We start from the raw sequence: 25,793 nt of genomic DNA, 5'->3' as shown, positions 1-25,793 counted from the left end.
TCATCGCGAGATTGATTGAAAACAGGAGGATAATCGTTGCATCCTCCTGTCTCATTCAGAAGATCTTTCAATTCTTACGGCAGTTGATTCGACCTGTCAAGTACCTGAAATCAAGCTATTCCTATTATCTCTCATCAACCAAGGGATTTCTTCCCCGCTCCGCTTACTCCTTGCTGAGCCAGCTGATCGGAGAGCCGCTTAGTGTTGTAGCTCCAGTAAGTAAAAATCACAATGCTATCAAGAGCACTACTCCACGTTTCAACTGTCATCATCTCTCTTCAAATTCGGGCTATAAAACGCCCGTTTCTATGTTTAGATACTTCCTCAAACCCATCAACGCCCCTCCAAAAATGGGGCCCTCTCTGTCATCAAAAGCAGATTTAACGATCTCCATCGAGGACAGTTCGAAGAGCGCGCTGTTCTTCAGTTTTGTTTTCAGGGCAGGCAAAACGCTGTCCCGGTATTCTTCAAGGGCACCGCTAATTACAACCAGATCTGGATAAAGACCGTTTACGATATTCATGAGACCGATCGAGAAGGATTCGATGTAATCATCAAGTCTTTCACTTATAACGAGATCATCAAGTTCTCTCGAGCCAACCATAGTAAGCCAACAGCCCTTTCTTCCACATGAACATTCCGGTCCGTTTCGATCGATAGACATGTACCCAAATTCGCCAGCAATATGATTACTTCCAACATATATACTGCCGTTGATGAACAGTCCAATTCCGACTCCTTCCTTAACAAGAGCGTAAACTATGTTCGCAAAATCATCAGGAATGTCCCTTTTAAGAGCTACCTCAGCGAGAACTCTCAGTTTTGCATCGTTGTTGCTCATTACCGGAGAATCTAGCCCTTTCAGCTTAAGTCGGCTCTCAACGAGTTCTGCAAGTACGAGGTCGGTCCAATGGAGCAAGGGAACATTAATTGCAGTTCTCAAATCACCGCGAACAAGACCCGGTACAGAGATCACCAAATACGAAGGAAGCTCGTTTTCTTTGTCGCAAAGATCTGAAATGCAGTCCACTAATTCGCAAGCGAATTTCTCCGGGCTCTCGGATGTTCCGATTTCGCACTTGTCTGTGACATTCATTGAAAGATCGACTCTGGCGACTATAGTTGTTGCGAGTCCGACATCAACCGAAATAACGAAGGCTTTCCCGGGATTGAAGGAAAGAAGTTCTTGCCTTTTTCCCAGACCAGAAGAAGTCTTGCCAGCGCTTACAAGATATCCCTGTCAAATTGGAAATCTTTGTTCTTGATATGGGCTGGTATCTTGATACAACGTCCATTACTGTCTTAAGATTTCTTTCCCTAAGTTCAGAGAGTACTCCAGCTGATCTTCTCTCAGAGATTGGCAAATTCAGTCCTCCTAATTAGTTAGTTTCTGAACCTAAATTATTCCAGCAAACTCAACAGTCTATTTGAAAACACTCTTTTAGGTAGAACGGATTAAACATCTGGGAATAAAAGAGGTTGATCGGGTATGATCGTATCTCACGAGGAATTTTGAGAATATGACGCGCCAAAAAGGGAGAAGAATGAAAGCTCTGTATCACCGAAAGCTGTTTTTCGTCATTTTTTTCATTGCGAAGAGAAGTCTCCTTTATCGAGAGAAATATCAGAATTCCATGATTCTCAGATTATCAGATTGGTTTTGAGAGTTGATCTATTCTTTGAACAAAAAAACTCTATTGAAAGGAGCCGGCAATTGTCTCCGAAATGTAGAGTCTCGGTGCAGAAAACCATTGACGGGCTTCTCGCGTTTTTTTGCTCTATAGTCTTCCGTGATTATTTACATTCAAGATCTGGCGCAGGTATCATGAAGCACATCACTTGCGCAACAAGTACGCCTTAATTGCTCTCGCAGAACGCTTTCCTGCTCCCATGGCTTCTATAACGGTAGCGGAACCGGTCACGATGTCTCCGCCGGCGTAGATGCCTTCATCGACTTTGCCGCTGGCTTCATCGGCATCGATACTGCCCCATCTATTCAGTCTCACCTCTGGAAAACCGGCTTTCAGAATGGCGTTTGGAGTCTGCCCGATCGCTTCGATGACCATATCCACTTCCATGATGAATTCCGATCCCTCAATTTGTATCGGCCTTCTTCTCCCCGAATCATCCGGTTCACCCAAAGTCATCTTAACGCACTTCATTCCAGTGACGTTGTTGTTTATGTCCCCTTCGTACTCAACGGGAAGGGTCAGCCAGTGAAACACTATCCCCTCTTCAACGGCATGGTGGTACTCCTCTATTCTTGCAGGCATTTCTTCTTCGCTTCTCCTGTAGACCACATGAACCTCTTTGGCTCCAAGTCTTTTGGCCGTCCTTGCCGCATCCATTGTGACATTTCCTGCCCCTATCACGGCTACCCTGTCCTTTATCTTGACAGGCGTGTCGTACCTTGGAAAGAGATAGGCTTTCATAAGGTTGGTCCTCGTGAGGTATTCGGAAGAGGAGAATATGTTGTTGTGATTCGATCCCGGTATTCCCATGAATCTAGGAGCGCCCGCCCCGATACCAATGAAAACTGCATCAAATTCGTTTTTTATCTCTTCGAATGGAATCGTTCGGCCTACAATCTGATTGAAACGGAATTCAACTCCCAGGCCCTTCACAAATTCAACTTCCTTTGCAACGATCTCTTTGGGAAGCCTGAACTCGGGAATACCATAAACAAGCACACCTCCCGCAGTATGGAAGGCTTCGAAGACCGTAACCGAAAAACCCTCTTTCGCGAGATCGGCTGCGACCGTTAGACCGGCCGGACCTGCACCGATGACGGCAACTCTTTTGTTTACGGACGGTTTTACGGCAGTTTCGAGAGATATATTCTGGTCGGCGACGAATCTCTCCAGTCTCCCGATTGCGACAGGTTCACTGCCCGGGATCCTGCCCACTACGCAGGCAAGCTCACACTGCTTTTCCTGAGGGCAGACTCTTCCGCAGATTGCTGGGAGGTTGTTGGCATCTTTCAAAATCTTTGTGCTCTTCTCGATGTCACCCTCTCTCAGTGCTTTGATGAAACCGGGGATATCTATTCCCACCGGACAGCCGCTCACACAGGGTTTGTGCTTGCACTGGAGACATCTGTTTGCCTCTGCAATTGCCTCTTCCTTGGTGTAGCCAAGGGCAACCTCCTCGAAGTTGTTGACTCTCTCTAAAGGATCTAACTCTCTCATCTTAACTTTGAATTTCTCAGGCATTAATCTCACCCGATTCACGTATGTACTCCTCAAGAGCAATCTGCTCCTCTTCTCGGTACTGATACTGCCTCTTGATGAGCTCGTCCCAGTTGACCGACCTGCCGTCAAATTCCGGTCCGTGAACACAGGCAAACTTCATCTCGCCCCCTACTTCTGCTCTGCAGGCTCCGCACATTCCCGTCCCATCTACCATGATCGGATTAAGTGAGACCCAGCATCGTATGTCATTCTGGGAGGCTAGAAGCGAGACAAACTTCATCATTACCATGGGCCCTATTGCCCAGATTGAAGCTGGTGGGTGATCCTTGATAACTTCCTTAAGAGGATTTGTTACCGTTCCTTTTGAACCAAGGGAACCGTCGTCGGTCGTGATGTACAGCCTGTCAAGAAATGGTCTGAATTCATTCAGCATTATAAGCTGCTCCTTCTTTGCAGCGCCCAGTATTCCTATAACCTCATTTCCTGCCTCTTTCAGTGCCCTGGTAATAGGAAACAACGGTGCAATGCCAACACCACCGCCCACTACACAGACCGTTCCAATCTTTTCTATCTCGCTGGGATTTCCTAGCGGGCCTACGATATCCGCAACTGATTCGCCCTCGCTCAAAGAGCATAGCTTGTAGGTACTCTTGCCCACGGCCTTCACAATAACTCTTACCCTTCCTTTATCGGTTGACGCAATTGTGAGAGGAATTCTCTCACCGTATTTGTCTATCCTTACTATCAGGAACTGGCCGGGCTTCGCGTATTTATAGATCTCGGGATGAGAAAGCCAGATATCAAAGGTATCCGGCGAAATTCGCTCTTTTGAGAGTACTGTGAACATTCAATCACCTCAATAGAATAATATCAGAATACAAACTACATTGCCGAAAGCCTTGAAGCTGGCCGCATATCCAAGGCAGAGAAACAATGTGATTAAGAACTGGCGTTGCGCTTAAGAGTGCTGCAAATACGAGTTTCCGCGGTATCTAATGTTAGAATAATTTAAGCTAGTAAAGATTCCAAGACAGTCTTGTCTACTGAGCCCGACTTGCTCTAGTTAGAGTTTGCTTCTATGAAATCGTGAGCCATGAATGCATGTGTGTGTACTCGGCTTATTATAGATCTTTTGAGAACCCCAACCCCTTAAATAAACCCTACGATGTCCGCTTTTGCCGGACGATAAGATTGGAGGAGAATATGGAAAAAGATCCAAAAAAAGAGAAAATGACCACGGCAGCTGGAGCGCCCGTAGTCGACAATCAGAACTCAATGACTGCCGGTCCGAGAGGCCCGATGTTGCTGCAAGATGTCTGGTATCTTGAGAAGTTGGCCCATTTCGACAGAGAGGTTATTCCGGAAAGAAGAATGCATGCGAAAGGCTCTGGAGGCTTTGGAACGTTTACCGTGACCCACGACATTACAAAGTATACCAAAGCCAAGCTCTTCTCAGAGATGGGCAAGAAGACTGATATGTTTGTCAGGTTCTCCACGGTAGCCGGAGAGAGAGGCGCTGCCGATGCCGAAAGGGATATAAGAGGTTTCGCAATGAAGTTTTATACAGAGGAAGGCAACTGGGATTTAGTCGGCAATAACACGCCAGTCTTCTTCTTGAGGGACCCTCTCAAGTTCCCCGATCTGAATCATGCTATTAAACGTGATCCGAAGACCAACATGAGGAGCGCGAAGAATAACTGGGATTTCTGGTCTTCACTTCCCGAGGCTCTTCATCAGGTAACAATAACAATGAGCGATCGCGGGATTCCCTTTTCGTATAGACACATGAACGGTTACGGAAGCCATACTTACAGCATGATAAACGCCAACAATGAAAGGATATGGGTGAAGTTCCACTTAAAGACGCAACAAGGAATAAAGAATCTCACCGATGCCGAAGCTGAAGTCATAGTCGCAAAAGATCGGGAGAGCCACCAGCGCGATCTCTTCGAGAGCATAGAGAGAGGCGACTTTCCAAGATGGACCATGTATATTCAGGTTATGACGCTGGAACAGGCCGATAAAATGCCCTACAATCCCTTCGACTTGACAAAGGTCTGGTACAAAGGAGAGTTCCCGCTCACCGAGGTTGGGTACTTCGAGCTGAACAAGAACCCTGAAAACTACTATCTTGATGTTGAACAGGCTGCCTTTAATCCGGCAAGTATTGTTCCCGGAATAGGTTTCTCTCCAGACAAGATGCTTCAGGGAAGGCTCTTCTCCTACGGTGACGCCCAGCGTTACAGGCTCGGGGTTAACCATCATCAGATTCCAGTTAACAGACCACGGTTCCCATTCAATAGTTATCATCGTGACGGACAGATGAGAGTAGATGATAATGCAGGAAGCACGATAGGCTATGAACCCAATAGTTATGGAGCATGGGCTGAACAACCTGAATTCAAAGAACCCCCTCTAGAGCTAAAGGGTGCCGCCGATAACTGGAACTTCAGAGAAGATGACGATGATTACTACACCCAGCCTGGAAAGCTTTTCAATCTTATGACTCCAGAGCAGCAGCAAGTTCTATTTGAGAACACAGCAAGGAACATGGGAGACTCGACAAAGGAAATCAAGATCAGACATATTGGAAACTGCCTGAAAGCCGATCCCGCTTATGGAGCGGGGGTTGCGAAGGCTCTGGGGATTTCGCTGGACGAAGTTTGGAAGTAGCCAAATATTGAGCGATAAGAAAGGTAACTTGTGAGGCTTAAACAAGTTTTGCTGGTAATCGCAGGATCGGGTTCCCTTTTTCTTGGCGTAACCGGAATAGTTCTTCCATTGCTGCCAACAACTCCTTTTCTGTTGTTGGCGGCATTTTGATACCTAAGAAGCTCAGAGAAGCTGTGCCGATGGTTGATCGGCCATAAGCTATTCGGTGCGTATATCTACAGTTATCTACATTTCCGAGCAGTAAGGAGGAGAGCAAGAAATCTTGCACTTGCTTTGCTGTGGTCCACTCTTACCTTGACAATGATACTGATATCGAATGCTGTTGTCACGGCAATTCTTGTCGGAGTTGGCACTGCCGTTTCTATTCATCTATTGAAGTTGAAAACATTGACAAGTGAAATGCTTGAAGAAGTCAGGAAGGGTCTGAAGAATCCTGATAGGATCAATAAAGACACTACCTCGAATAGCGGCAATACTTAATCACGATCACAATAGTCCCGATCTCTCGCCATCAAGATGAACTCTCGCAGCTCCAAAAAGCGAAAAGATAATATCCGGCTTACTCATCTCCTGATCTTGAAGGCTCGCTGTATAAGTTGTCTAATCTCTGGAGTCGCGAATTTCTTCAAGGCTTCTTCCTGTCTTGACTGAATTGGGCTCGGTCGACGTTGGGTTTCTTCTTGCATCGGCTTCTTTATCGTTCATCTTGATCAGAAGCCACCGCGCATTCTCCGCTTTTCCCGTTCGGACGAGCGCGTAGCCACCCTTAAGCTTCTCTCCTTCGAGCCAAATTGTGATATGACCATCTTCGATTTGTTTTGTGAGTGGGTTCGATTCAGGGTCTTCCTTCAGATTTCTGTAGCTTCCCCGGTCCCAAAGAAGAACCGTGCCTCTGCCGTACTCTCCTTCGGGGATATTTCCCTCGAAATCGCCATACTCGAGGGGATGGTCTTCCGTGGGAACGGCCAGCCTTTTTTCAGAGGGGTCGGTTGACGGACCTTTGGGAACGGCCCACGACTTCAGAACTCCGTCTACTTCGATTCGAAAGTCATAATGAAGAGTCGATGCGGCGTGTTTCTGAACAACAAACACCGGTCTATCTTTTGCCCATTCAAGAGAGGCCTCTTTACCGTCGGGCTCCGGCGTTTTGTTGAAGTCTCTCTTCATTTCGTACTTATTCAGTTTCCTTTCACTCTCGTCCACAGTTTACCTCCTGATCTGTTTGTCAGCCGGGGAGTTGAACAATCCATTCCTTCATAAATATTTCTCTTTCATATGAATTATATCAACCGACGGCCGAGAGCTTTCGGAAGCACAAGAGAACACAGCATGAAGCTATCTCGAGGAGGATTTCTCATAAAGAATCTCAGGGAACAAGATCCTTGATTTTACCCTCGTCTTTCAGTTTTCGGGCTAGATAGATGAATGGAGTGTCTAGAACTGCAACGACCCACTTTAGAATGTAAGTGGACCAGAATATCTGCCACCACACATCGGTCGAAAAAACTCCTAGAAAGGCTAACGAAGTAAAAACCGCCGTATCGATCAGCTGCGATACCATCGTGCTTGCGTTATTTCTGAGCCAGATGTGCTTCCTGTCAGGAAACCTCTTCTTCCAGAAATCATATGCCCAGACGTCATGTAACTGAGAACACCAGTAGGCTGCCAGACTAGCCAGAGCAATTCTGGGGAGAAGGCCGAATATTGCTGAGAGATGCTCCTGAGAGAAATCAGAGTGATGAGGCTCGAAGGCAAGAGCGATTTGCATTATCACGGTAGTCGATATCAGAGAGAAAAAGCCGATGTAGACTGCTCTCTTGGCCTCCTTCTTTCCATGATTCTCAGAAAGAATATCCGTAGCCAAGAACGACGTCGCATAAACGATATTTCCCAAAGTCGCGGCCATCCAGAAAAGTGAAACCGTCTTTATTACCTGAACATTGGCAATTATCGTAGCTATGGCTACCCAGACGTACAATCCTGTCTTTCCCCACAACCTGTAAGCAACTATGATCAAACTGAAGTTCACTACAAGCATCAAAAACCATAATAGTTCGTTCATCTATACCTCCATTCCGAATCCTTCACAATCAGCATCAAGAGACCGGCAAATTTCTGTCATCGGAAGACCGGACATTGCATCCCCTCTCGCATTTTATCGCATAAAGACTTTCAGAACCACTCTCGCGTATCATAATATTGTCTTACTGATGGAACAGGCAGCCGGGAGCGAAATCACATGGATTTTACCTTAAAGGGAAGAAGAGATTGTTATTTTCTATAAAGCGGTGAGATAGTCGAAAAAACTGCAAGAACGACGAAAATATCTTCGGTTACGACATCCGGGCACATCAAATACTGACGGTGGTCTAACTCAACTCGCTTATCCTTGCCGAAAAACTTAATGCAGATCGCTCTGTAGTAGAAATTACAGCGTTACTTCACGACTACGCAAGTATCAAAGACAGCAACCTTTACAGGGACCAGCATATACACGGTGCAGTCGAAGCGGATTGAGTTGCAAGTGCCGATGCGAGTGCCCATATTGTTGGTCTGCCCTCTTTATTCCGTCTAGCATATGTCAGCTACTTTCGATTAGGCTGGCGGATGGATTTCGGGAAAGACCGAAAGAAGCTGGCAGAAGCTCTGCTCCGAAGCAAAAAGACTGATCTTTGATGACCACATCGCGGCGAAAAAAGTTCTCAACCGCCTCTGAAGCGATCTTTCCCAAGTCCAGTCTCTGTATTTTGGCGCAGGAGATCAATCATAGTTCATATTTTCCGAAGATCTCGGTTCCTCGGCAATCCCTTCAATTTCGGGAAGCCTTTCGCGTGTCTCGGTAAGAGTTTCGATCTCCCTGACTTTCGGAAGCAGCCTGCTTTCAAAGGAACCCACTCCATCATTGTAGGCACTGACGGCGTTCTTTAGGTGGCCCTGCAGTCTGTTGTAATGAGCGAAGAAAACACCGAATCTATTATAGAGTTCTTTCGAGGCTTGAACAAGCCTCTCAGCGTTTTCGGTAAGGCTGTACTGCTGCCACCCATAGGCTACAGACTTCAACAGCGCAACGAGATTCACCGGAGAAGCAATAAGGACCTTCTTCGCAATAGCATATTCAAAGAGGTCCGGGTCTGTTAGAAAAGCCGCATTTATTGCAGACTCCACCGGGACAAACATTACCACAAAATCGGCATTTCTGCTGAACGATTCAGAGTAGTTCTTGCTGGCGAGTCTATTCACTGTCTCTCGAACATTCCTTGCGTAGACGTTCATGAACTGGCTTCTCGACGACTCGTCATCTTCTTCCAATGCGGCCAGATAACTGTCGAGCGGAACTTTGGCATCTACCGGTATGTAAGCTTCATTAGGTAGTTTTACAATAAGATCTGGCCTGCCACTGTCAATCGATTCCTGTTCCACAAAATCAACATGTTCGGTCATGCCGCTGAGCTCAACTATTCTACGAAGCTCAATCTCACCCCATCTTCCACGAGTTGATCTATTTCTCAAGGCGCCCTTCAAATCCGTAACGCCCTGCCTAAGATCGGTGTTTGCTGTCGCAAGAGTCCTCAGTTGTTCTTCAAGAGCTTTGTATGCTCCTTCTCTCTTAGATTCCAATTCCCTCACATTTCTTTCCAGCTTTTCCAGGTTGTCTTTCACCGGACTCACGAGACTCTCGAAATCCCTTTTCTGACTGCCCCAATCTTCTTTCTGCAGCTTGAGCAATCCCGAGAACTTGTCATTTGCCTGTCGAATGAAGTTTTCGGTACTGGAATTGAGAACATCAGAAGATATCGCTTTGAAGGTCTCTTCAAGCTCCTCTTTGGCAGAAGTTAGCCAGTCCAGTTTTTCATCCCTCTCTGCGACATCTCTCTCCAGGTCCTTTTCTTTGAGCTGGAGTTCCTGATTCCTCCTGATACTCTGAGAAAGTCTTCTGACAGATGCAATTGCGAAGAGAAAGGAAATCAGAGTGACGACCGACATTATTATTAACGCTGTCAACATCTTGAACCCTCCATCCGTAAATAGACAGCTTTACAGCCGTCAAAATGAAAAACCGGAATAAATGAATACCATCGGTATTATATCAACTTGTCTTTGAAATTGCACTTTGTAAAGGTTCCCTGAGCACATTTAGTCGTGTATTGAGTACCTATTCTATTCTTTGATTTTCGCGTTGAGCAAACGGTCTTCTCGACGATTCCGGATCGCCACCGGACACTCTTCAAAAATCAATGAGCTTACCCAGATACGAACATCCTTGCCAGTTCGACGGCTCCGGCACTGTCGGGAGAATAACCGTCCGCTCCAATTTCCTCAGCATAAGTTTGACTCACGGGCGCCCCACCTATGAGCACCTTTACTTCTTCTCGAATGCCGGCCTTTTTCAGTTCTTCTATCACTCTGGGCATATTAAGCATTGTGGTCGTTAACAGGGCGGAAATAACAAGAATATCCGGCTTCGCACCTTCGGCTGCCTCAACGAACTCTTCGGGCTTCACATCGACGCCAAGGTCGATTATTTCGAAGCCCGCTCCCTTAAGCATCATACACACCAGGTTTTTTCCAATGTCATGGAGGTCACCCTCGATAGTCCCGGCAATCACTTTGCCGATCTTCTTGACCCCTCCGCTGACAAGAAGAGGTTCAATAAGGTCCATACATTGGTTCATCGCCTTTGCAGCAACAAGAACTTCGGGAACGAAATACTCGCCCTCTCTGAATAACCTGCCAACTTCATCCATCCCCGGGATAAGTGCGCTATCCAGAATTTCCTTTGCGCTGAGGCCTTCCGCTAGAGCCTCTTCAGTGGCAGCTTTTGCCTGAGCAGGCATTGTTTCGATGATCGCGTTCGTTATCTTCTCCAGGGTTCCCATCTTCAACCTCCCCCACATTTATTTGCGGTGCAGACAGACCACTGACTTCTTAAGATACATCAAGAGAGCTAGCGCCTGTTTTCACCGAATAGTCTATCTATAACCTTCTTCACTGTTGTAATGCCTTCTATCCTGTATCCTTCGCTTCCCGTAAAGGCAAAGCCATTTTCCAGATCTCCCTTGCAGGCATTCATGAGCGCCTCTGCAATGCAGTATGGCGCCTCTCTGTAATTGCATGTCTTTATGCACTGAAATGAGCATTTAAACGGCTTTTTCTTTCCCTGCTCAACATCGTCCAGAAACTTGTTTTTTATTGCTCTGCCCGGCATTCCCACAGGACTCTTGATAATGGTTATATCCTCCCGACAAGCATTCACGAATGCCTGCTTGAACCTGTAGTCTGCATCGCATTCTTCCGTGGCCACAAAGGCCGTCCCTACTTGAACTGCTGAGGCCCCGAGCTTGAAGGCTTTTTCGACATCATCTCTATCGAATATCCCTCCGGCCGCTATCAACGGAATATTTTTTCCAGTATCACGTTTCACCTGATCTACAAACCTTCTGATCTCAGGTACGGTCTTTTCGAGAGAACTCTCTTCAGAAAAGATCTCCTCGACTCTGTATCCGAGGTGGCCGCCCGCCTTAGGTCCCTCCACAACGAAGCCGTCGGGGACGTAGCTGTACCTGCGAAACCATCTCTTGAATATTACGGTCGCAGACTTCAGAGATGAGACCACTGGAATTATAGCCGTTTCCGATCCATCATCGAGATAAGAGGGGAGATCAAGAGGCAGTCCCGCGCCGGAGATGATCACGTCTATCTTCTCCTTCACGGCCGTTTCCACCATCTCTGCGTAGTTTGTGAGGGCTACCATAATGTTTACTCCCAAAACCCCTTTTGTCTTCTCCCTTGCCCTTCTTATGGTATTCTTGAGGCCATCTATGCTTGCCTGCCTGAAGTTCTTTCTGTAACCGTCAACCGTCATACCAATACCTGCCGTTCCAATAACCCCTATTCCACCTTCAGAAGCGACGGTAGCGGCCAGATTGTCCAGAGAAATCCCTACGGCCATTCCTCCTTGAATAAGGGGAAGCGATGTCTCATGATTCTTTATCTTGAAGATTTCTATGTCGTCACATCCTCTCGATGCCTAAAGTATGCATGATTCATAATAACCTAATTTGATGACCAGATTATTCTACTTCGAAAATAATTCGATTAAGTCGTATGCTGACGATTCACATTTGTATCAACAGTATCCTCATTCCGATAATAGATCGCAGAGAAATTTGTGAATCTCTACCATCGCCAGTGTATCCATCTTGCAGTACTCCAGCATATCTCTTCTTATTCTCTCTACCTCGGGCTCTCTGTAATTTCCCAGAGCCATATTCACGAAAACATACCTGGCATCGTCACCGTTATGGATGAACAGTCCCTCATAACCAACCCCTTCTACAAGTGCAGGAAGAAGCCTTTTGATTGAGAAGCTTCCCCCGAAGTCGGGATGATATATGTGGTCTTTCACAAGCAGTTCCGAATCTACAAATATCTCCGAGAAGGATATGAGCTGTTCTGAAAGTTCTGGATAGTCTTTGTATCTGTTAGACAGCCATCTCAGAATATTCCTCTCAACGGAAGCATGGTGCGCCATAAGTGTTCTGCAGTCCTTGAGGTCCTCAACCAGCCTTTCGGCGAGCAGGAGGCTTTCATCTCTCGAAGGATTGCCGAAGAGAAACTCCCTGTGTTCAAGGACTTCCGGGTCTTTTCTTCGAATGTGCAGTGAATACTGATACGGGATCCCCTCGTAGGGAGCCAGACCATCATACAGGGGAATAACTGAAGCTGCAGTCTCGAAATCGAGATAACCTATCGGATACTCCATACTATTCAGCTTTTCTCGAAGTTCTTCGGGCTTGTCAATCACTATCCCTCCTGTTTTTGCTCCACGAAAGACTCTTTGCAGAAGAGGTTTGTCACCAAGTATCTCTCGCGGAAGCTCTTCCAGATAGAAGTATCCCTTTTCGATCAAAGCATCTGTCTTATCGGCACCCAATCTGGGAAGCTCAAAGATACTGAGTCTCCTGTCCAGACCGAAGCATCTTCGAAGATGCTCGCAGTCTCTGCATTTGTACCCCAATGAGCCGGAAGGAATCAATGTTGAAGTCAAGATAACTGATGCAAGTTCGAGTTTGGCCGTTATCTCTGTTTTCTGCTTCGAAACCTCGTCCGTTACGTCTATGATCTCAAAGAGCTTCCGGTCATCGTCACCCTTGCGATACATTCTTGAGACCATAATTAAACATGCTTTCTTGACTCTGTAACCCGAGCTTTCTATAACTGAGATTGTGTAAGAGAGATCTCTTATGTAGTCCTTTGTGTTCGATGAACCTGCTAGGCTCGCTTTGACCTCGAAGACATCCAGTCCATCTGCCCCTTTTCTCAAAACGTCCGCCCTTGAGACGAAATCGCCGCTAATGAAAGCGGGTTCAAACAGTGTTACGGACTGCCTGTCTCCGATAATCCGCTCGGTTACGAAGGAGGCCTCAAAGGGATCCAGTTCCTCTATCAGAATACCTTCAGGAAAGAGACTCCTCGCCCTTCTGCCGACATCTAGACCCTCTTTCATCCTGAAATCTTCTGCGATTGTCGGCGTGAAATCCCGAGGTTCATTCCTCTCGATCCATCCCCTGACAGGGCAGTAATCGTACTCGAGAAACATCTTATTAGTAATAAGTCTCAACTAGCTTCACCTCGAGTCTTGAAGAGTGTTGAATGCCTGAACTCAGATAACGTCTCATGATGATTATAACAGTACCGACAGGTCCGATTTTCAGGCCTTGTTTCGAGCCTTTATTTCTTCCGCAACTGCAGGTACGCATTCGTCGAGCTTTATTTGAGATATGGATTGATGCTAGAATGCTTTTGATGAGTACCCGATATACTTAAACACGATCGGAGTCTCCGGAGACTTGACTCTTTGGAAAAAATGGGGGGGATTCAGTTGAAACCGGCACCCGATTTCTCAGTGATTCTGGACGTCTTCAGGCGCAATGAAGAACCTTGCAGAGTTCCGTTCTTTGAGCTCTTTGCGGACGATAAAATAATGGAAGAAGTGATGGGCTACAAACTTGCCGTATTAGAAGAAGATCCCGACAGGTACTTCGACCAGCTGGTCGGTTTTTATGAGGAACTGGGATATGACTACGTTCCCTTCTATCAGGCTCCCCGCTTTCCCACTCCCGATTACATTCATGGTGAAGACACGGCAACATACCGCAGAGAAAGCAGGAAGTGGATGAATGAAAAGGGCGGCCCCATTAAGACCCTAAAAGACATCCAGGAAGCGGACTGGCCGAAGGCAGATGAAGCTGTCGATTTCGACCTTTTCCGTAAGCTGGGTGAGCACCTTCCCGAAGGAATGAAAGTAGTTGGAGGGGCTTCCGGCGGGCCATTTGAGCACTCCAGCTTCCTGATGGGTGTTGAGAATCTCTCCATGGCCGTTTACGAGGATCCCGAGCTGGTCAACACTCTTAACGAAAAGATCGGCCATGTTCTCGTTGGAGCCGCAAAGATCATCTCTTCAATGGATTGCGTAGGCGCCTACTGCTTTGGAGACGATCTCGGATACAAGACATCGACCATCTTCTCTCCGAGACATCTCAGAAGACTGGTCTTCCCGTGGTACAAAGAGATAGCCAGCGTGGTACATGCAAACGGTAAACCCTTTGTCCTTCACAGTTGCGGCAACTTAACCACTGTAATGGACGATATAATAGAAGCCGGAGTCGATGCAAAACACTCCTTTGAAGACCAGATAATGCCTGTTCCAGAAGTGAAAAGAAGATGGGGCAAGAGAATCTCGATCCTCGGAGGAATAGATGTTGATTTTCTATGTCACGCCTCCGTCGAGCAAGTTAGGAATCGAACACTCGAGACTCTCGAACAATGCGCTCCGGGAGGCGGGTATGCTTTAGGCACGGGCAACACCGTCGCCAACTACATCCCGGTGAGAAACTACCTTGCAATGCTGGAGGCTGGAAATGAATTCAACTCTCGCTAGATACGTCGAATCGGCTTTCGATTCGGTCGGTTCATGGTAGAGCGCGAGAAAAACATCTCAGTCCTGAAAGGCATACCTTTCAAGATAGAGGCGGCTTCGCTTGTAGAAAGCCTGCGGATCAGAGCCGGTTCTGAGGAAGAGACGACTTTCAGAGAGCTCGTAGAGAATGCCCGTGAGACTGCAAACCCAAAAGCGATCTACAGGACCTGCTTTGTCGACTGCGTTAACAACGACGAAGTTACAATAGAAGGTGTTCGCTTCGAGAGCCGTCTCCTGTCGAAAAAACTCCATTCGGTCGGCAGAGTCTTCCCGTTCGTCATAACTTCCGGACGAGAACTTTACGAGTTCCCGCTCGATCGTACAGACTTTCTCAAGATCTTTCTCTGGGATAGTGTGCTGGAGCACATACTACATGAGGCAGCCGGGTTCCTAAGAAGCGAGATTTCCAGGAATAACCTGATCGAAAACCTCGTATGGATGTCTCCAGGCTCGGGAGATGCGGAGATCTGGGCTCTGCAGCAGCAGAAGGAATTGTTTTCCTTGATTGGAAATGTGAAGGAAGAGATTGGGGTCGAACTGAATGAATCTCTACTCATGATTCCGACGAAGTCAATTTCGGGAATTGCATTTCAGTCCGAGAAGGATTACAGGAGCTGCATGGTTTGCAGAAGGGTTAACTGTCATTACAGAAGCGCACCGTATGATCGGAAGCTGAGGAACTCCCTTGAATAGAGTGGCTCAGTCTTCAAAATCAGTCTGGTTGGCGAGGTTAGGAGTTGCTGGCAAGAGGTTGGAGCAGAAAAAATTAGTTCTTAGTTTGCCATTGTCCATTCGGAAAGACCGTTGCCCAAAAGGAGCCGCTGCGGTGTCGCTCTCGAGTGAATGCATAGGTTAAATGAGATCGGGGATACCGATGAGGAGAGAGGTTAAGTAATGAAAGAAGCTGTGTATAAGGTCACATTCCTGCCTTCGCAAAGAACAGTAACGGCAAAGAGAGGCGATTTGCTGCTCGATGTTTTAAGAAGGGAATCGCAGCAGGTGAATGCCGTATGCGGAGGGAGGGGAAACTGTGGAAAGTGCAAAGCGCTCGTGGCTGAAGGAAGCAAGGCCTTCCCGCTCACCCTTACCGAGTCAAGACTCCTGACACGAGACGAAATTGCGGCCGGATACAGGCTGAGCTGCCAGTACAAAGTCATGACCGATGTCAGAGTCAAAACAGAGGACCCGGCTCTGAATTCCGCAGTTTCCAAACCGCCTCTTCCGAAGGCCTCGATAAGAGAGATATCTCCACAGGTTAGAGTCGAAGAGTTTTCTCTTTGTAGGCCGGATATTGATGACCAGACTTCAGACTATTCAAGACTGATGAGTGCTCTCGTTACCGAAAGACCGGGGATTGACAGACTTAGTCTTCTGAGAAGGCTTCCCCATGTCATAAGGGAGCTGGATTACAGAGGCAGGGCCGTCTTGTACGGAAGCGAAGTAATCGACATACTACCTTTCTCGGACGAAAGCGGTATCTTCGGCGTCGCAATCGATATAGGCACGACAACCCTCGCAGTTTACCTGGCAGATCTTAAGTCGGGAGAGATCGTTGCGGTTCGATCTGCTTCCAATCCCCAGTCTGCATATGGCCAGGATGTCATTTCCAGGATTGACTACGCAATCAAGAGAGACGAAGGAATCGATGAGCTGAGAACTGCAGTTTTGACAACACTGAATAGGCTGATTGACGATCTTTGCAAAGGAGGAGCAGTATCGAAGGAAAGGATCTACGATACTTCGATAGTGGGAAACACGACGATGATCCACATCCTTCTCGGAATAAGCCCGGAGAGAATCGCCTCCTCACCTTTCATACCGGCATTCACTGGAGGAAAGGTCTTCGAGTCGCGGGAACTGGATTTAGAAGGGTCCATTCCAAATTCGAAAATCTACATAATGCCCGGAATCTCAGCTTATGTAGGCTCGGATATCACGGCCGGTATTCTCTCGTCTGGATTTGTCGAAGATTCCGGCAACGTTCTCCTTGTGGATATCGGAACCAACGGGGAGATGGCCCTCAAGAGCGGCGGCAGAATCTTCACTTGCTCCACCGCGGCAGGTCCGGCATTCGAAGGAGGCAACATAAGCCAGGGAACTATTGCCAGACCGGGAGCGGTCGATCATGTGTGGTTCAATGGAGAAGGTATCGGATTCAGTACAGTGGATGGTTCTGATGTTTCTGGAATATGTGGTTCGGGATTGATAGACGCGATTGCCGTAATGATAGATGCAGGAGTAGTCAACGAATCGGGAAGAATCAAGGGAGAACACTTCGAACTTGATGGCCGGTCGGGAAAAGTGCGGATAAACAAGAGAGACATTCGTGAAGTGCAGCTTGCAAAAGCTGCCATTCGAGCAGGAGTATCCGTTTTGATGGACCGGGCCGGCATCGATACGCGAGATATAGACCGGATTCTGCTTGCCGGAGCCTTCGGAAACTACATCGATCCCGAAAATGCCCTGCGAATAGGCATGCTTCCCAAAGTACCGGTCGAAAGAGTTTCACCAGTCGGCAATGCGGCCGGTCTGGGTGCAGTTCTGGCAGTTCTCGATAGCGGGATTCGAGAGAGAGCGGAAAGTCTCAGCAGTGAGGTACATTATGTAGAACTATCTGGGAGAAAGGATTTCAACGAGATCTTCGTTGAGAATCTTGCCTTGAGGGAGGGATAAAGAATGGCTTTCACTAGATCAATCATACCTTTGCTCGGCGCGCCGGGAGCAAGACTGACGGGAACAAAGCTTAAAGAGAATCTCACAAACGTGGAAATCCAGTTCAAGTCTTTGTCGAAGCTTATGGAAGAGTTTCAGCCCGACGGGATCTTCTTCATGATGGACCTGACAGTCGAAGCCGAGGCGTTGGGAATGGAGATCGGTTTCCCTGAGGATGACAATCCCTTCGTTAAGGAACATCCAATAAAGGGACGCGACGAGCTGGCCTCTGTCGAAAACTCCTGGAGCGGAGTATCCGGCAGAATGAGGATCTTCACAGAAGTTGCAGATAAGATGGCGAGAGAACTGCCGGGAATGAAGGGCAGCTACGTTATCGGTCCACTTAGCCTTGCAGGAGAACTGGTTGGGGTTACAGATCTCTGTATGAAGCTGATAGAAGAGCCGGATTTTGCAGAGAGCGTAGTAGACTTTTGCGCAAGGGTTGTAGGTGAATACTCCAGAGCGCTAATCGACCACGGTACGGACACGATAGCCGTGCTTGAACCGACTGCGGTGCTCTTATCCAAGAGACAGTTCAAACGTTTCGCGCTTCCATATTTTGAAAAGCTCAGATCGGAACTTTCAAAACCTTTAATTTATCACATCTGCGGAGACACGGAACACATAGTAGAACCTATGGGTGCAAGCGGCGCCTACGGACTGAGCCTTGACAGCATGGTGGACCTGAAGGATACGGCGGAGAGAATTCCCGAAGATGTTTTTCTTATAGGCAACATAGATCCGGTTAAGGTCTTCCTTCAGTCAAACGGAGAGGAGGTCGAGAGAGAAACTACAGAACTTCTCGAGAAAATGAAGGACGTTCCCAACTTCATTTTGAGTTCCGGCTGTGATATTCCACTGGAGACTCCTCATGAGAACATCGCCGCCTTCTTCAGGGCCGGCAGGAATTTTCGGTCATAATACAATACATCAGGTTCAGAAGAAGAGCAGCTTCTTCAGCGAGTATTATCGAGAACCATATTCGTAAGCGCATTCAAAAAGTCTGAAGATCTTCTCGGGTGATACTTCGGCCTGAATGTTGTGGATAGGAGCAAAGACAAAGCCTCCGCCCGGAGAGAAAATGTCGATGCGCCAGCGAATATCGTCCTCCAATTCCTTGAGCGTTCCGAAAGGCAGGACGTGCTGTGTGTCACATCCTCCTCCCCAGAAGACGATATCTCTTCCAAATTCCTTCTTCAGCCTTTCCGGCTCCATATTCTTCGCGTTAGTCTGAACCGGGTTCAGGATCTGAACCCCGGCTTCTATGAAATCTGGTATGAAGGGATAGACGGACCCGCAGGAGTGAAGAAAGATGAACAGATCGGGTTTCTTAATGTGAATGAAGTCGCACAGGTTTTTCAGTCTGGGTTTGAAGACAGATCTGAAAATCCGGGGCGATATCGCCGTATTTTCCTGGGTGCCGTAATCGTCGCCAATCTGAATAATATCTATATCGTCTCCCACGTTAGAGAGATACTTTTCCAGATCTACAATATAGGTTTCGAGGAGCCGGTCGAGAAAGAACTCCATAAGAGACCGGTCGGTAATCAGCCTCTCCATGAACTCCTGGTACCCGAACATTGAATGGCCCGCCTCGAGGAAGTTTCCCCCGAAAGCCCCGATTACGGCGCAGTCTGTTGACTCACGTATTCCCGAGAGCTGTCCTTTCAGGAACTCTATTTCCTCGTCAGTCAGTTTTGGCAGAACAAGAGCCGAGATCTCCTCTTTGCTCTCGGCCTGGGCAAGGGGAAAGTAACTCCTGTCGAAGTAATGGCCGCCTCGGGGCATTCTCGCGACTTCGACACCGTTCCTCTCGACTGCTAGCGAACCGTCCTCTTTCACTTTGAAGTCGAAACCATCTGGAAAGAGGTATCTCGACCCATCTCCAAAGATGTCTCTCCTTATCCAGGAATCGATTCTAGTTTCAAAGCCTCCGTTCAGTCTCTTGAGTTCGATCACATCGGAATGTACTTCTCTCCTGATCTCCTCATCGATAAAGGCAAGCATCTGATGAATATCGAAAACCCTTACTGAAAGATCACAATAACCGAGATAATCTACAAGCTTCTTGTAAGCTTTAGCATGAATGCCGGTCGACCTCATTCCTCCCAGATCGATAGGAATACGGTCAGGTTCGCGGTGTTTCAACGTTTTCAACACTCTATCTCGCGAAGTCATGCAGTTTCTCTCCTTTCAGATCCTTCTCTCCTGAGATTCTACGAAACAATTATGCCTGAGACAGATTCTATTGCTTCGCTACTGTAAGATTTAGAAATAGGATCAACCTCTCTTTAAGCTCTTAATTACCCATAAGTTACGGAGCTAAATAGAAATCATATTGTGCTTCTTCTCCCTTGACAGTATATGCTGTATTTGGCTCCTGATGATCCTGATCTTAAGTCCTCCCTTGAGGGAGGAGGACCACGAATTGGCGGAGGGTGTGCACGCTCGTCTTTGAGAACTGCAAAGGCCGCTGCCTTGAAATAATCCCAAGAGAGCGGATGTTGGTTCCTGGTAAGAACATATTGCACAGACCTACTAAAGACGTGAAGAGCGAATACATCCAATAAAGCTCGGCCAGGCTGATCGATGCGGGACGCGCTTCAAAGACGTGCACACACCCCACCGCAAGCGGTCCCCCCGCTCGAGCGGGGATTTAAGATCAAGAGCAGAAGAGCGGTTCATCGTTGACACTCCGCGTCCGGGGTCGGTCTTAGTTAAAAACCACGAGATGATGAGATGGGTTCCAGAGAACATCATGTGGGTAATGATGAGCTCTTTAAGGACAGCAATAAAGTGAAACGTACGCGTGCCCCAAGTTCTTTGAAGGAATGACCGCTGTAACTTTCAAAACTATCTTCTGAAAGTGTTTAGCAACTTTTCAATTATTGCAGATTTACACTTTCTCTTCAAACCAAAATCAAAACGCAATATCATAATTCTGAGTGATTTGTCTAGACTTATTTATCATTCCTGGTAAGGGCTTCAGGTAACCGCTTGAACCGTTAAGCCAGATGAGTCTGTATCTGTCGAATCTTAGTCTCCCTTAGATGATGTCTTTATGATTAGTCTTTAGTTTCGCACTTAGCAAGTTAACCATATTGGCGTAATTAAGGAAACTTACATGCTCTTTTCGAAACAAATCCGATTGGCATTCTTATTATTTGGAATCTTCGTATCGAAAGATAATGTCGAGCAGCCGTGAAATATACTGAAACTACAGGAACAGTTGACTTCAAAAACCGCTGAAATTGTTAAGTATGGGGGGTGTTTAGAATGCTTCTGAAAAAGAACCGTCTTGTCTTGCTACCTGTAGTTTTCCTTATCCTTTTGCTGTCTGCATGTCCATTCAACCCGCCAAACAAGATTCCGGTCTGGTTTCTTCCAATAGGAGATCAGACTGTGGAAGAAACCAAAACCCTAGAAATCCTTCTGAGCGATCACGTCTCAGATGAAGACGGCGATGCCTTGAGCTTCTCGGTAACAGGAAAGGGAAGCGTAGTTAGCGGTCTATATTCCTACACTCCGGGCATCGGTGAATCTGCAATTGAATTCGAGGAAGAAGCGGTATATGCAGTTACGATAACCGCAGACGACGGAAAGGGCGGAACGGCAAGCGAAAGTTTCAACGTCACGGTTATGCCCACGAACAGGCCTCCAGTCTGGATAACGATTCCAAATAAAACTGTTCTGGAGGGTTCCACTCTTACAGTTCTTCTTACAACCTACGCTAGCGACCCGGATGGAGATGCTCTTACATTCGATATTCTTGAAGGTCCCGGTGAGATTGACGGAAACAACTATGAGTACTCTCCCTCCTATGAGGATGCAGCAATTTACTTTGAAGAATCGGCAGTCTACAGTGTTGTTTTGAGAGCTATTGACACAAAAGGGGCCGAGGCGACGACAAGTTTCTCAGTGACCGTTACTAATAAGAACAGAGTTCCCGAATTGTCGATACCTTCCCCGCAATATGTTACAGCCGGAACGACATTAACACTGGACATCGCCACATTCGCGAATGATCCCGATGGGGATTCTCTTACATTCTCAAGAGTAGCCGGGGTTGGAGCAGTCGCAGGTAGCACCTTCACTTATTCTCCGTTATTGAGTGACTCAGGAACAAGAAACGCAACGATCAGAGCAAACGATGGAAATGGAGGCCAAACCGACCAGACATTCGATATAACAATCAATCCAAGTGGAATAAACAACCCACCGAATACCCCTTCGAATCCTACTCCTGTCAGTGGGGCACTTACACAGCCAGCCAATCTTACACTCTCTTGGATCGGGGGAGATCCAGACGGCGATGTAGTTACATATGATGTGTATTTAGGTACCTCTCCAACGGCTCTTGTGTTCAAAACAAACAGGAGTACGACTACTTACCCTACCGGCACTTTGAGTAGTTCGACTAATTACTACTGGCGGATTGTCGCGATAGACAGTAAAGGAGCCACTAAGACCGGCCCCATCTGGAGTTTCCGCACTGCGCCAACAAAAGCCTTTGGAGAGAATTTTGAGACATATTCTACAGGCACCATCACAGGTTCATTCGGGAAGTGGTACTACACTGAGTCTGGCAGTGTGCCTAATCCAGTCATTACAACGATCACCGGTCACGGTAAAGTCATCGCCTTCTACGGTGGAACTGGAGGTTACTCCACGGTCTACACTTCATCGGTGAAACCTATAAAGCTTGGCTATCTAGAGTACGACGTTAGGCTGAGCTCCTCCACAACAAACAAATGGGGCTGGATTGGGCCGAACAACACTAATGCATACACAGGAATAGGATACCTAGGAGGAAGTCAGGCGATAATCTGCTGGACAAATTCCGGTGGTTCCTACCATTCCGAGAAAGTGATGGATATCTCACCTGGAGTCTGGTACAAAGTGAAGGTGATCTTTAATCACACAACGGGAAACGCGGCAGTATACGTAAACGATTTATTCAAGAAGAGTTTTACCTATAGTCCTGTGTCAGCGGGCACAAATGGAGTTAGGATGACTACGAGCAATGGCGTTTTGTCTTACGTCATGTTCGACAACATAAGCTTGTGGGCCACGGATGTCAATTACGTGCCATAAAAAGTGGGGGGGTCAGAGAATCTAGCGTCAAGTTCGTAGATAGACTCCGTCATGTTTGAAGAATTTGCTCTTCTCTCAAAAGAGAGAGATAGTTCTTGAAGAGATCTCTGGAGTCATTTGCAATGCTGAACGGACTTCTGCCCTTCCACAATCTCGTTGCCAGAACGGGGTACCGTTCTGGCAGCTTCTTGAACTTGAAACTCTCTTGAATGCCGTCGAAGTAGTCATAATTCACGTGCGTACAGTTCAGAAGACAGAGAGCGGTTCTCATTTCTAGCAGGGTCTCTATTGAGGCGCAGTAGATGTCCTCGTATCTCTTCCTTGCAATGCAGGAGAAGATTCTCCCGCAAGACTCGAATACGAGCTCCGAAAGATTGTCCTTCAAAGCCCTCCTGAACTTCTCTTCAGGAACACGGCAAGCGAGAGCGTAATACTGCCCCGGCTTCGACGCATCGCCTTCCAGTACGACAAGGTTTTTCACCAATCCAGCGTAAAATGGCCATTCAACTCCCGGTTCCTCGAGTAATCTGCAGAGTCTGTTTTCGGTTATCGAATTTATAGTGACCGGGACTAAGCCATCGAGAAAGGCTTTCTTGGGAACCTCTTCTCTGGTTATCATAAGCATTTCTAGATCGGACCAGTGAGTATCGGTCCCTCTCGATGTAGAACCATACAGGCAGAAGCAAATCAGATTGTCCTTCACCTCTCTCGAAACCTTTCGAGAAATCTCCAGAGCCAAGTTGTACCTCTCCTCATGTGTCAATTGATCTCCACCTTCTCGTTTTCCAAAACCGCCTTTGCTGAGATTGCTTTGCAGATCATAGATTGTTCAGGAGGATTTTTTCGGATTGTTATGGAGAATTCGTTCGGCAATCATCATCGCCTGTAAGAGCTTTACAGTCTTCTCACTAATCTTCTCCTCCAGAACTCTCGCGATATTTTCTCTTGCCATCTTAAGGTGCCCGTAGATCGCTTCGACGATTGCATAGTCCCCGCCAAAGCCGGATATCTTGTTGAACGGCACTGCATCCAGGAATTCGCTCAAGGCGTTCCGCGAAGAAATTGGCGAGATGATGTGAGACCAGCACATGTCGATGAAGACGTTTGGATAGGTCCTGGCAAGGGCCGCAGTCACTCCCCAGTAAGGATATCCAATGTGAAAGAGATCGAATTTCACTCCCGGATACTTGAGAAACAGGTTCTCGAGAAGCTCGGGGTTCAAGTTGCTTAACATTCCACGATTTCCTTCCAGCAAACCGGTGTGAAACTGAACGAAAACTCCACGTTCATTCGCTGCAGACATTATAAGATGCATCACATAATCCTGCACTACTTTGGGTAGAACTAGACTCTTGTCTCCATACACACACTTCTCGGTTCTCTCTTTCAGAGCCTTTTGAAACACGATTGCAGCGTCTTTAAAACTCACTTCTTCAAATCTAATCGGCCTCTGATAAGCAATAACACTCTTCAGACCAATGATGCCATTTGCCAGATTCTCATCCAGCTCCCTTTCGAAAACCTCTAGCCAGTCGCTGAGCGATCTTATTTCTACGGCGTAGGTCTCCTCCAGCCATCCTACTATATCGAATTCAGGTGGCATTGGCATTATGTAGTTTTGTGGCTGCCAGACCCTCCTGAAATGGCTCCTGTCTCATTCGAATCGGCTGGTCCAGGGATCTATTATCGCAAGTTCTATGTTACAGAGATCCTTCAGGATTTCTTTCAAGTGTCCCGGTCTGTTTGCCTCCCTGAACTTCTCTCCGAGCTCCTCTATGGTCGAACCTTTTATTCCGTCGATCCCGTATATCTCTCTAACCGAATCATCGAGAACCCTGCCGTAACCGGTATGTCGGCAAAACTCCCAGTGTGGTTCTATCAGTTCCCAGCGTCCAAGTATATCTCTCTTCTTATCTCTGGCAGTTCCTAGAGTCTCGGCTTTAAGTCCAGTAGAAATCATATCAGAGCTCATAAAGTGAAGAAGGAACTCCTGAAGAACGTCGTCTCTCCCCAGGAGCAAATCTTCAGAGTGGACCAGGTGTTCATGTGTGTCGATCACAGGGATCTGTCTTATGTAATCAAGTATCTCTTCATAGACTTCCTTATTCTCCGATTCCATATCTACTTATTGCTGAAGCGACAATCCTGTTAATGAGATCACCGTAGCTCCACCCTCTCGCCTCGGCCATTTTGACGATATCTGAGTAATCAGGTACGAGAAGAGGAAGGGAATTGACCTCTAGGAAGTAGATCTTTCCTTCGTCGTCAATCTTCAAATCGATACGGCAATAGTCCTTCAAGTCGAGCACCTGGACGACTCTCATCGAAAGCTCGCTTATAGCTGTTTCCTCTCTCTGTGAGATCTTCGCAGGACAAATGTAATTCGTCTCGTCACCGTGGAACTGTTTCACCCTGTAGGAATAGAAAGTTTCAAGGTGATCTGGCAGCGACGAGAAATCTATTTCCATGATCGGGAGTACTTCACTTCCAACAATCCCAACGGTGAACTCCCTTCCTTCAATGAACCTCTCAACCAGAGCGGGCTGTTCAAATCTCTCGTGAATACGTGAAACAGCTTTCTGCATGTCATCAACTCTCTCTACGACCGAGTCCTCCCAGATACCCTTTGCTCCGCCTTCCTTAACGGGTTTGACGATTGCCGGACTGAACGGCAGGTTGTCGGCGGTATCTCCGGGACGTACCGAAAAGAATTCGGGAGTGGATATTCCATAGGCTTTCATGATCAACTTTGTGAGCGCCTTGTTTATACAGAGAGCGTTCGCCGTAGCACCGGAGCCGGTAAAGGGTACTCCCAGAAGATCCAGCACGGCCGGAAGATGGACCTGCCTCTCTGCACTGCCCCTGCCGGTAGTGAGATTGAACACGAGATCAGTGCCTCTAAGTCCGCTAACAGCATCGATCTCGAATGGTCTGGAATCGACTTCAAAACTATTCTCGAGTGAACTAACAACACTCCTGACCATCTCTTCATGATGAAAATCGATTGTCGTGTCGTGAACGACAGTGATTCTCATAACATTCCTCCCTTGGGCATCTTCAAAGTATCACTACAAAGAAATTATACATATTCCTCGTTTTCGATTTTCCGATTTAGTATCAATGAAGGAGAACCCCGGTCTCAA

Annotated in this window: 20 protein-coding genes and 1 pseudogene; 7 read left to right on the top strand and 14 right to left on the bottom strand. The window is 47.2% G+C overall.

Going from position 1 to position 25,793, the window contains the following annotated elements; all coding sequences use genetic code 11:
• Positions 1-289: 289 nt before the first annotated feature.
• From V512_RS09665 to V512_RS09650, 3 genes are all read right to left on the bottom strand, one after another.
• Positions 290-1,150, bottom strand: coding sequence for an ROK family protein (locus tag V512_RS09665; protein WP_258001713.1), 861 nt, complete (start codon positions 1,148-1,150; stop codon positions 290-292).
• Between the two features lie 685 nt (positions 1,151-1,835).
• Positions 1,836-3,212, bottom strand: a complete 1,377-nt coding sequence (gene gltA, locus V512_RS09655) for an NADPH-dependent glutamate synthase (protein ID WP_099830265.1) — start codon at positions 3,210-3,212, stop codon at positions 1,836-1,838.
• Positions 3,205-4,038, bottom strand: a complete 834-nt coding sequence (locus V512_RS09650) for a sulfide/dihydroorotate dehydrogenase-like FAD/NAD-binding protein (RefSeq protein ID WP_099830264.1) — start codon at positions 4,036-4,038, stop codon at positions 3,205-3,207. The genes gltA and V512_RS09650 overlap by 8 nt, the downstream gene beginning before the upstream one ends.
• A 356-nt stretch (positions 4,039-4,394) precedes the next feature.
• Here V512_RS09650 and V512_RS09645 point away from each other — a divergent pair, with 356 nt between their 5' ends.
• Positions 4,395-5,864, top strand: a complete 1,470-nt coding sequence (locus tag V512_RS09645) for a catalase (protein ID WP_099830263.1) — start codon at positions 4,395-4,397, stop codon at positions 5,862-5,864.
• 30 nt (positions 5,865-5,894) lie between these two features.
• Positions 5,895-6,344, top strand: a pseudogene (locus V512_RS09635) (YbaN family protein).
• A 120-nt stretch (positions 6,345-6,464) separates the two neighbouring features.
• Here the strand turns inward: V512_RS09635 and V512_RS09630 are convergent.
• The 6 genes from V512_RS09630 to V512_RS09600 form a co-directional block, all read right to left on the bottom strand.
• The gene (locus V512_RS09630) at positions 6,465-7,067 is read right to left on the bottom strand and encodes a DNA polymerase ligase N-terminal domain-containing protein (protein WP_099830260.1); all 603 of its coding nucleotides are present in this window, start codon (positions 7,065-7,067) and stop codon (positions 6,465-6,467) included.
• Positions 7,068-7,230: 163 nt separating this feature from the next.
• Positions 7,231-7,926, bottom strand: coding sequence for a queuosine precursor transporter (locus V512_RS09625; RefSeq protein WP_099830259.1), 696 nt, complete (start codon positions 7,924-7,926; stop codon positions 7,231-7,233).
• 698 nt (positions 7,927-8,624) lie between these two features.
• Positions 8,625-9,869 (bottom strand): DNA recombination protein RmuC, encoded by a 1,245-nt coding sequence (gene rmuC, locus V512_RS09615; RefSeq protein WP_099830257.1) that lies wholly within the window; start codon positions 9,867-9,869, stop codon positions 8,625-8,627.
• A gap of 236 nt (positions 9,870-10,105) precedes the next feature.
• Positions 10,106-10,741 (bottom strand): corrinoid protein, encoded by a 636-nt coding sequence (locus V512_RS09610; protein ID WP_099830256.1) that lies wholly within the window; start codon positions 10,739-10,741, stop codon positions 10,106-10,108.
• 68 nt (positions 10,742-10,809) lie between these two features.
• Positions 10,810-11,856, bottom strand: a complete 1,047-nt coding sequence (locus V512_RS09605) for a nitronate monooxygenase family protein (RefSeq protein ID WP_258001712.1) — start codon at positions 11,854-11,856, stop codon at positions 10,810-10,812.
• 147 nt (positions 11,857-12,003) lie between these two features.
• On the bottom strand, positions 12,004-13,485 hold the full coding sequence (locus tag V512_RS09600) for a DUF2779 domain-containing protein (protein WP_099830254.1): 1,482 nt from the start codon (positions 13,483-13,485) through the stop codon (positions 12,004-12,006).
• 261 nt (positions 13,486-13,746) lie between these two features.
• Here V512_RS09600 and V512_RS09595 point away from each other — a divergent pair, with 261 nt between their 5' ends.
• The 4 genes from V512_RS09595 (at position 13,747) to V512_RS09580 (ending at position 18,477) form a co-directional block, all read left to right on the top strand.
• Positions 13,747-14,805, top strand: a complete 1,059-nt coding sequence (locus V512_RS09595; protein ID WP_099830253.1) for a uroporphyrinogen decarboxylase family protein — start codon at positions 13,747-13,749, stop codon at positions 14,803-14,805.
• A gap of 33 nt (positions 14,806-14,838) precedes the next feature.
• Positions 14,839-15,537, top strand: coding sequence for a vitamin B12 dependent-methionine synthase activation domain-containing protein (locus V512_RS09590; protein WP_099830252.1), 699 nt, complete (start codon positions 14,839-14,841; stop codon positions 15,535-15,537).
• Positions 15,538-15,738: 201 nt separating this feature from the next.
• Entirely contained in the window at positions 15,739-17,517 is a 1,779-nt protein-coding gene (locus V512_RS09585; RefSeq protein ID WP_099830251.1) for an ASKHA domain-containing protein, read from the top strand.
• 3 nt (positions 17,518-17,520) lie between these two features.
• On the top strand, positions 17,521-18,477 hold the full coding sequence (locus V512_RS09580; RefSeq protein ID WP_099830250.1) for a uroporphyrinogen decarboxylase family protein: 957 nt from the start codon (positions 17,521-17,523) through the stop codon (positions 18,475-18,477).
• A 45-nt stretch (positions 18,478-18,522) separates the two neighbouring features.
• On the opposite strand, the gene V512_RS09575 is transcribed toward V512_RS09580, so the two are convergent.
• On the bottom strand, positions 18,523-19,734 hold the full coding sequence (locus V512_RS09575; protein ID WP_099830249.1) for a uroporphyrinogen decarboxylase family protein: 1,212 nt from the start codon (positions 19,732-19,734) through the stop codon (positions 18,523-18,525).
• A 1,098-nt stretch (positions 19,735-20,832) separates the two neighbouring features.
• Between V512_RS09575 and V512_RS09570 the strand changes: the two genes are divergently transcribed.
• Positions 20,833-22,650: an Ig-like domain-containing protein gene (locus V512_RS09570; protein WP_099830248.1), complete on the top strand. Its 1,818-nt coding sequence runs from the start codon at positions 20,833-20,835 to the stop codon at positions 22,648-22,650.
• Positions 22,651-22,699: 49 nt separating this feature from the next.
• Here V512_RS09570 and V512_RS09565 read toward each other — a convergent pair whose 3' ends face one another.
• From V512_RS09565 to V512_RS09555, 4 genes are all read right to left on the bottom strand, one after another.
• On the bottom strand, positions 22,700-23,413 hold the full coding sequence (locus V512_RS09565; RefSeq protein ID WP_099830247.1) for a hypothetical protein: 714 nt from the start codon (positions 23,411-23,413) through the stop codon (positions 22,700-22,702).
• Positions 23,414-23,479: 66 nt separating this feature from the next.
• Complete coding sequence (locus tag V512_RS15110; protein ID WP_243392366.1) at positions 23,480-24,259, bottom strand: amidohydrolase family protein; 780 nt, start codon at positions 24,257-24,259, stop codon at positions 23,480-23,482.
• Positions 24,260-24,304: 45 nt separating this feature from the next.
• Entirely contained in the window at positions 24,305-24,769 is a 465-nt protein-coding gene (locus tag V512_RS15105) for a hypothetical protein (protein ID WP_243392365.1), read from the bottom strand.
• On the bottom strand, positions 24,753-25,685 hold the full coding sequence (locus V512_RS09555; RefSeq protein WP_099830246.1) for an ATP-grasp domain-containing protein: 933 nt from the start codon (positions 25,683-25,685) through the stop codon (positions 24,753-24,755). Before V512_RS09555 ends, V512_RS15105 begins: the two co-directional genes overlap by 17 nt.
• Positions 25,686-25,793 lie beyond the last annotated feature (108 nt).

The organism is Mesotoga sp. Brook.08.105.5.1, assembly GCF_002752635.1.
Classification (GTDB): Bacteria; Thermotogota; Thermotogae; order Petrotogales; family Kosmotogaceae; genus Mesotoga.
This window is presented reverse-complemented; position numbering and strand designations above follow the sequence as displayed.

Bases quoted from the DNA above. Each gene is read 5' to 3' on its own strand.
- gltA (WP_099830265.1), bottom strand. From the start codon at position 3,212: ATGCCTGAGAAATTCAAAGTTAAGATGAGAGAGTTAGATCCTTTAGAG.
- V512_RS09650 (WP_099830264.1), bottom strand. From the start codon at position 4,038: ATGTTCACAGTACTCTCAAAAGAGCGAATTTCGCCGGATACCTTTGAT.
- V512_RS09645 (WP_099830263.1), top strand. From the start codon at position 4,395: ATGGAAAAAGATCCAAAAAAAGAGAAAATGACCACGGCAGCTGGAGCG.
- V512_RS09625 (WP_099830259.1), bottom strand. From the start codon at position 7,926: ATGAACGAACTATTATGGTTTTTGATGCTTGTAGTGAACTTCAGTTTG.
- rmuC (WP_099830257.1), bottom strand. From the start codon at position 9,869: ATGTTGACAGCGTTAATAATAATGTCGGTCGTCACTCTGATTTCCTTT.
- V512_RS09610 (WP_099830256.1), bottom strand. From the start codon at position 10,741: ATGGGAACCCTGGAGAAGATAACGAACGCGATCATCGAAACAATGCCT.
- V512_RS09590 (WP_099830252.1), top strand. From the start codon at position 14,839: ATGGTAGAGCGCGAGAAAAACATCTCAGTCCTGAAAGGCATACCTTTC.
- V512_RS09585 (WP_099830251.1), top strand. From the start codon at position 15,739: ATGAAAGAAGCTGTGTATAAGGTCACATTCCTGCCTTCGCAAAGAACA.
- V512_RS09580 (WP_099830250.1), top strand. From the start codon at position 17,521: ATGGCTTTCACTAGATCAATCATACCTTTGCTCGGCGCGCCGGGAGCA.
- V512_RS09575 (WP_099830249.1), bottom strand. From the start codon at position 19,734: ATGACTTCGCGAGATAGAGTGTTGAAAACGTTGAAACACCGCGAACCT.
- V512_RS09570 (WP_099830248.1), top strand. From the start codon at position 20,833: ATGCTTCTGAAAAAGAACCGTCTTGTCTTGCTACCTGTAGTTTTCCTT.
- V512_RS15110 (WP_243392366.1), bottom strand. From the start codon at position 24,259: ATGCCAATGCCACCTGAATTCGATATAGTAGGATGGCTGGAGGAGACC.
- V512_RS15105 (WP_243392365.1), bottom strand. From the start codon at position 24,769: ATGGAATCGGAGAATAAGGAAGTCTATGAAGAGATACTTGATTACATA.
- V512_RS09555 (WP_099830246.1), bottom strand. From the start codon at position 25,685: ATGAGAATCACTGTCGTTCACGACACGACAATCGATTTTCATCATGAA.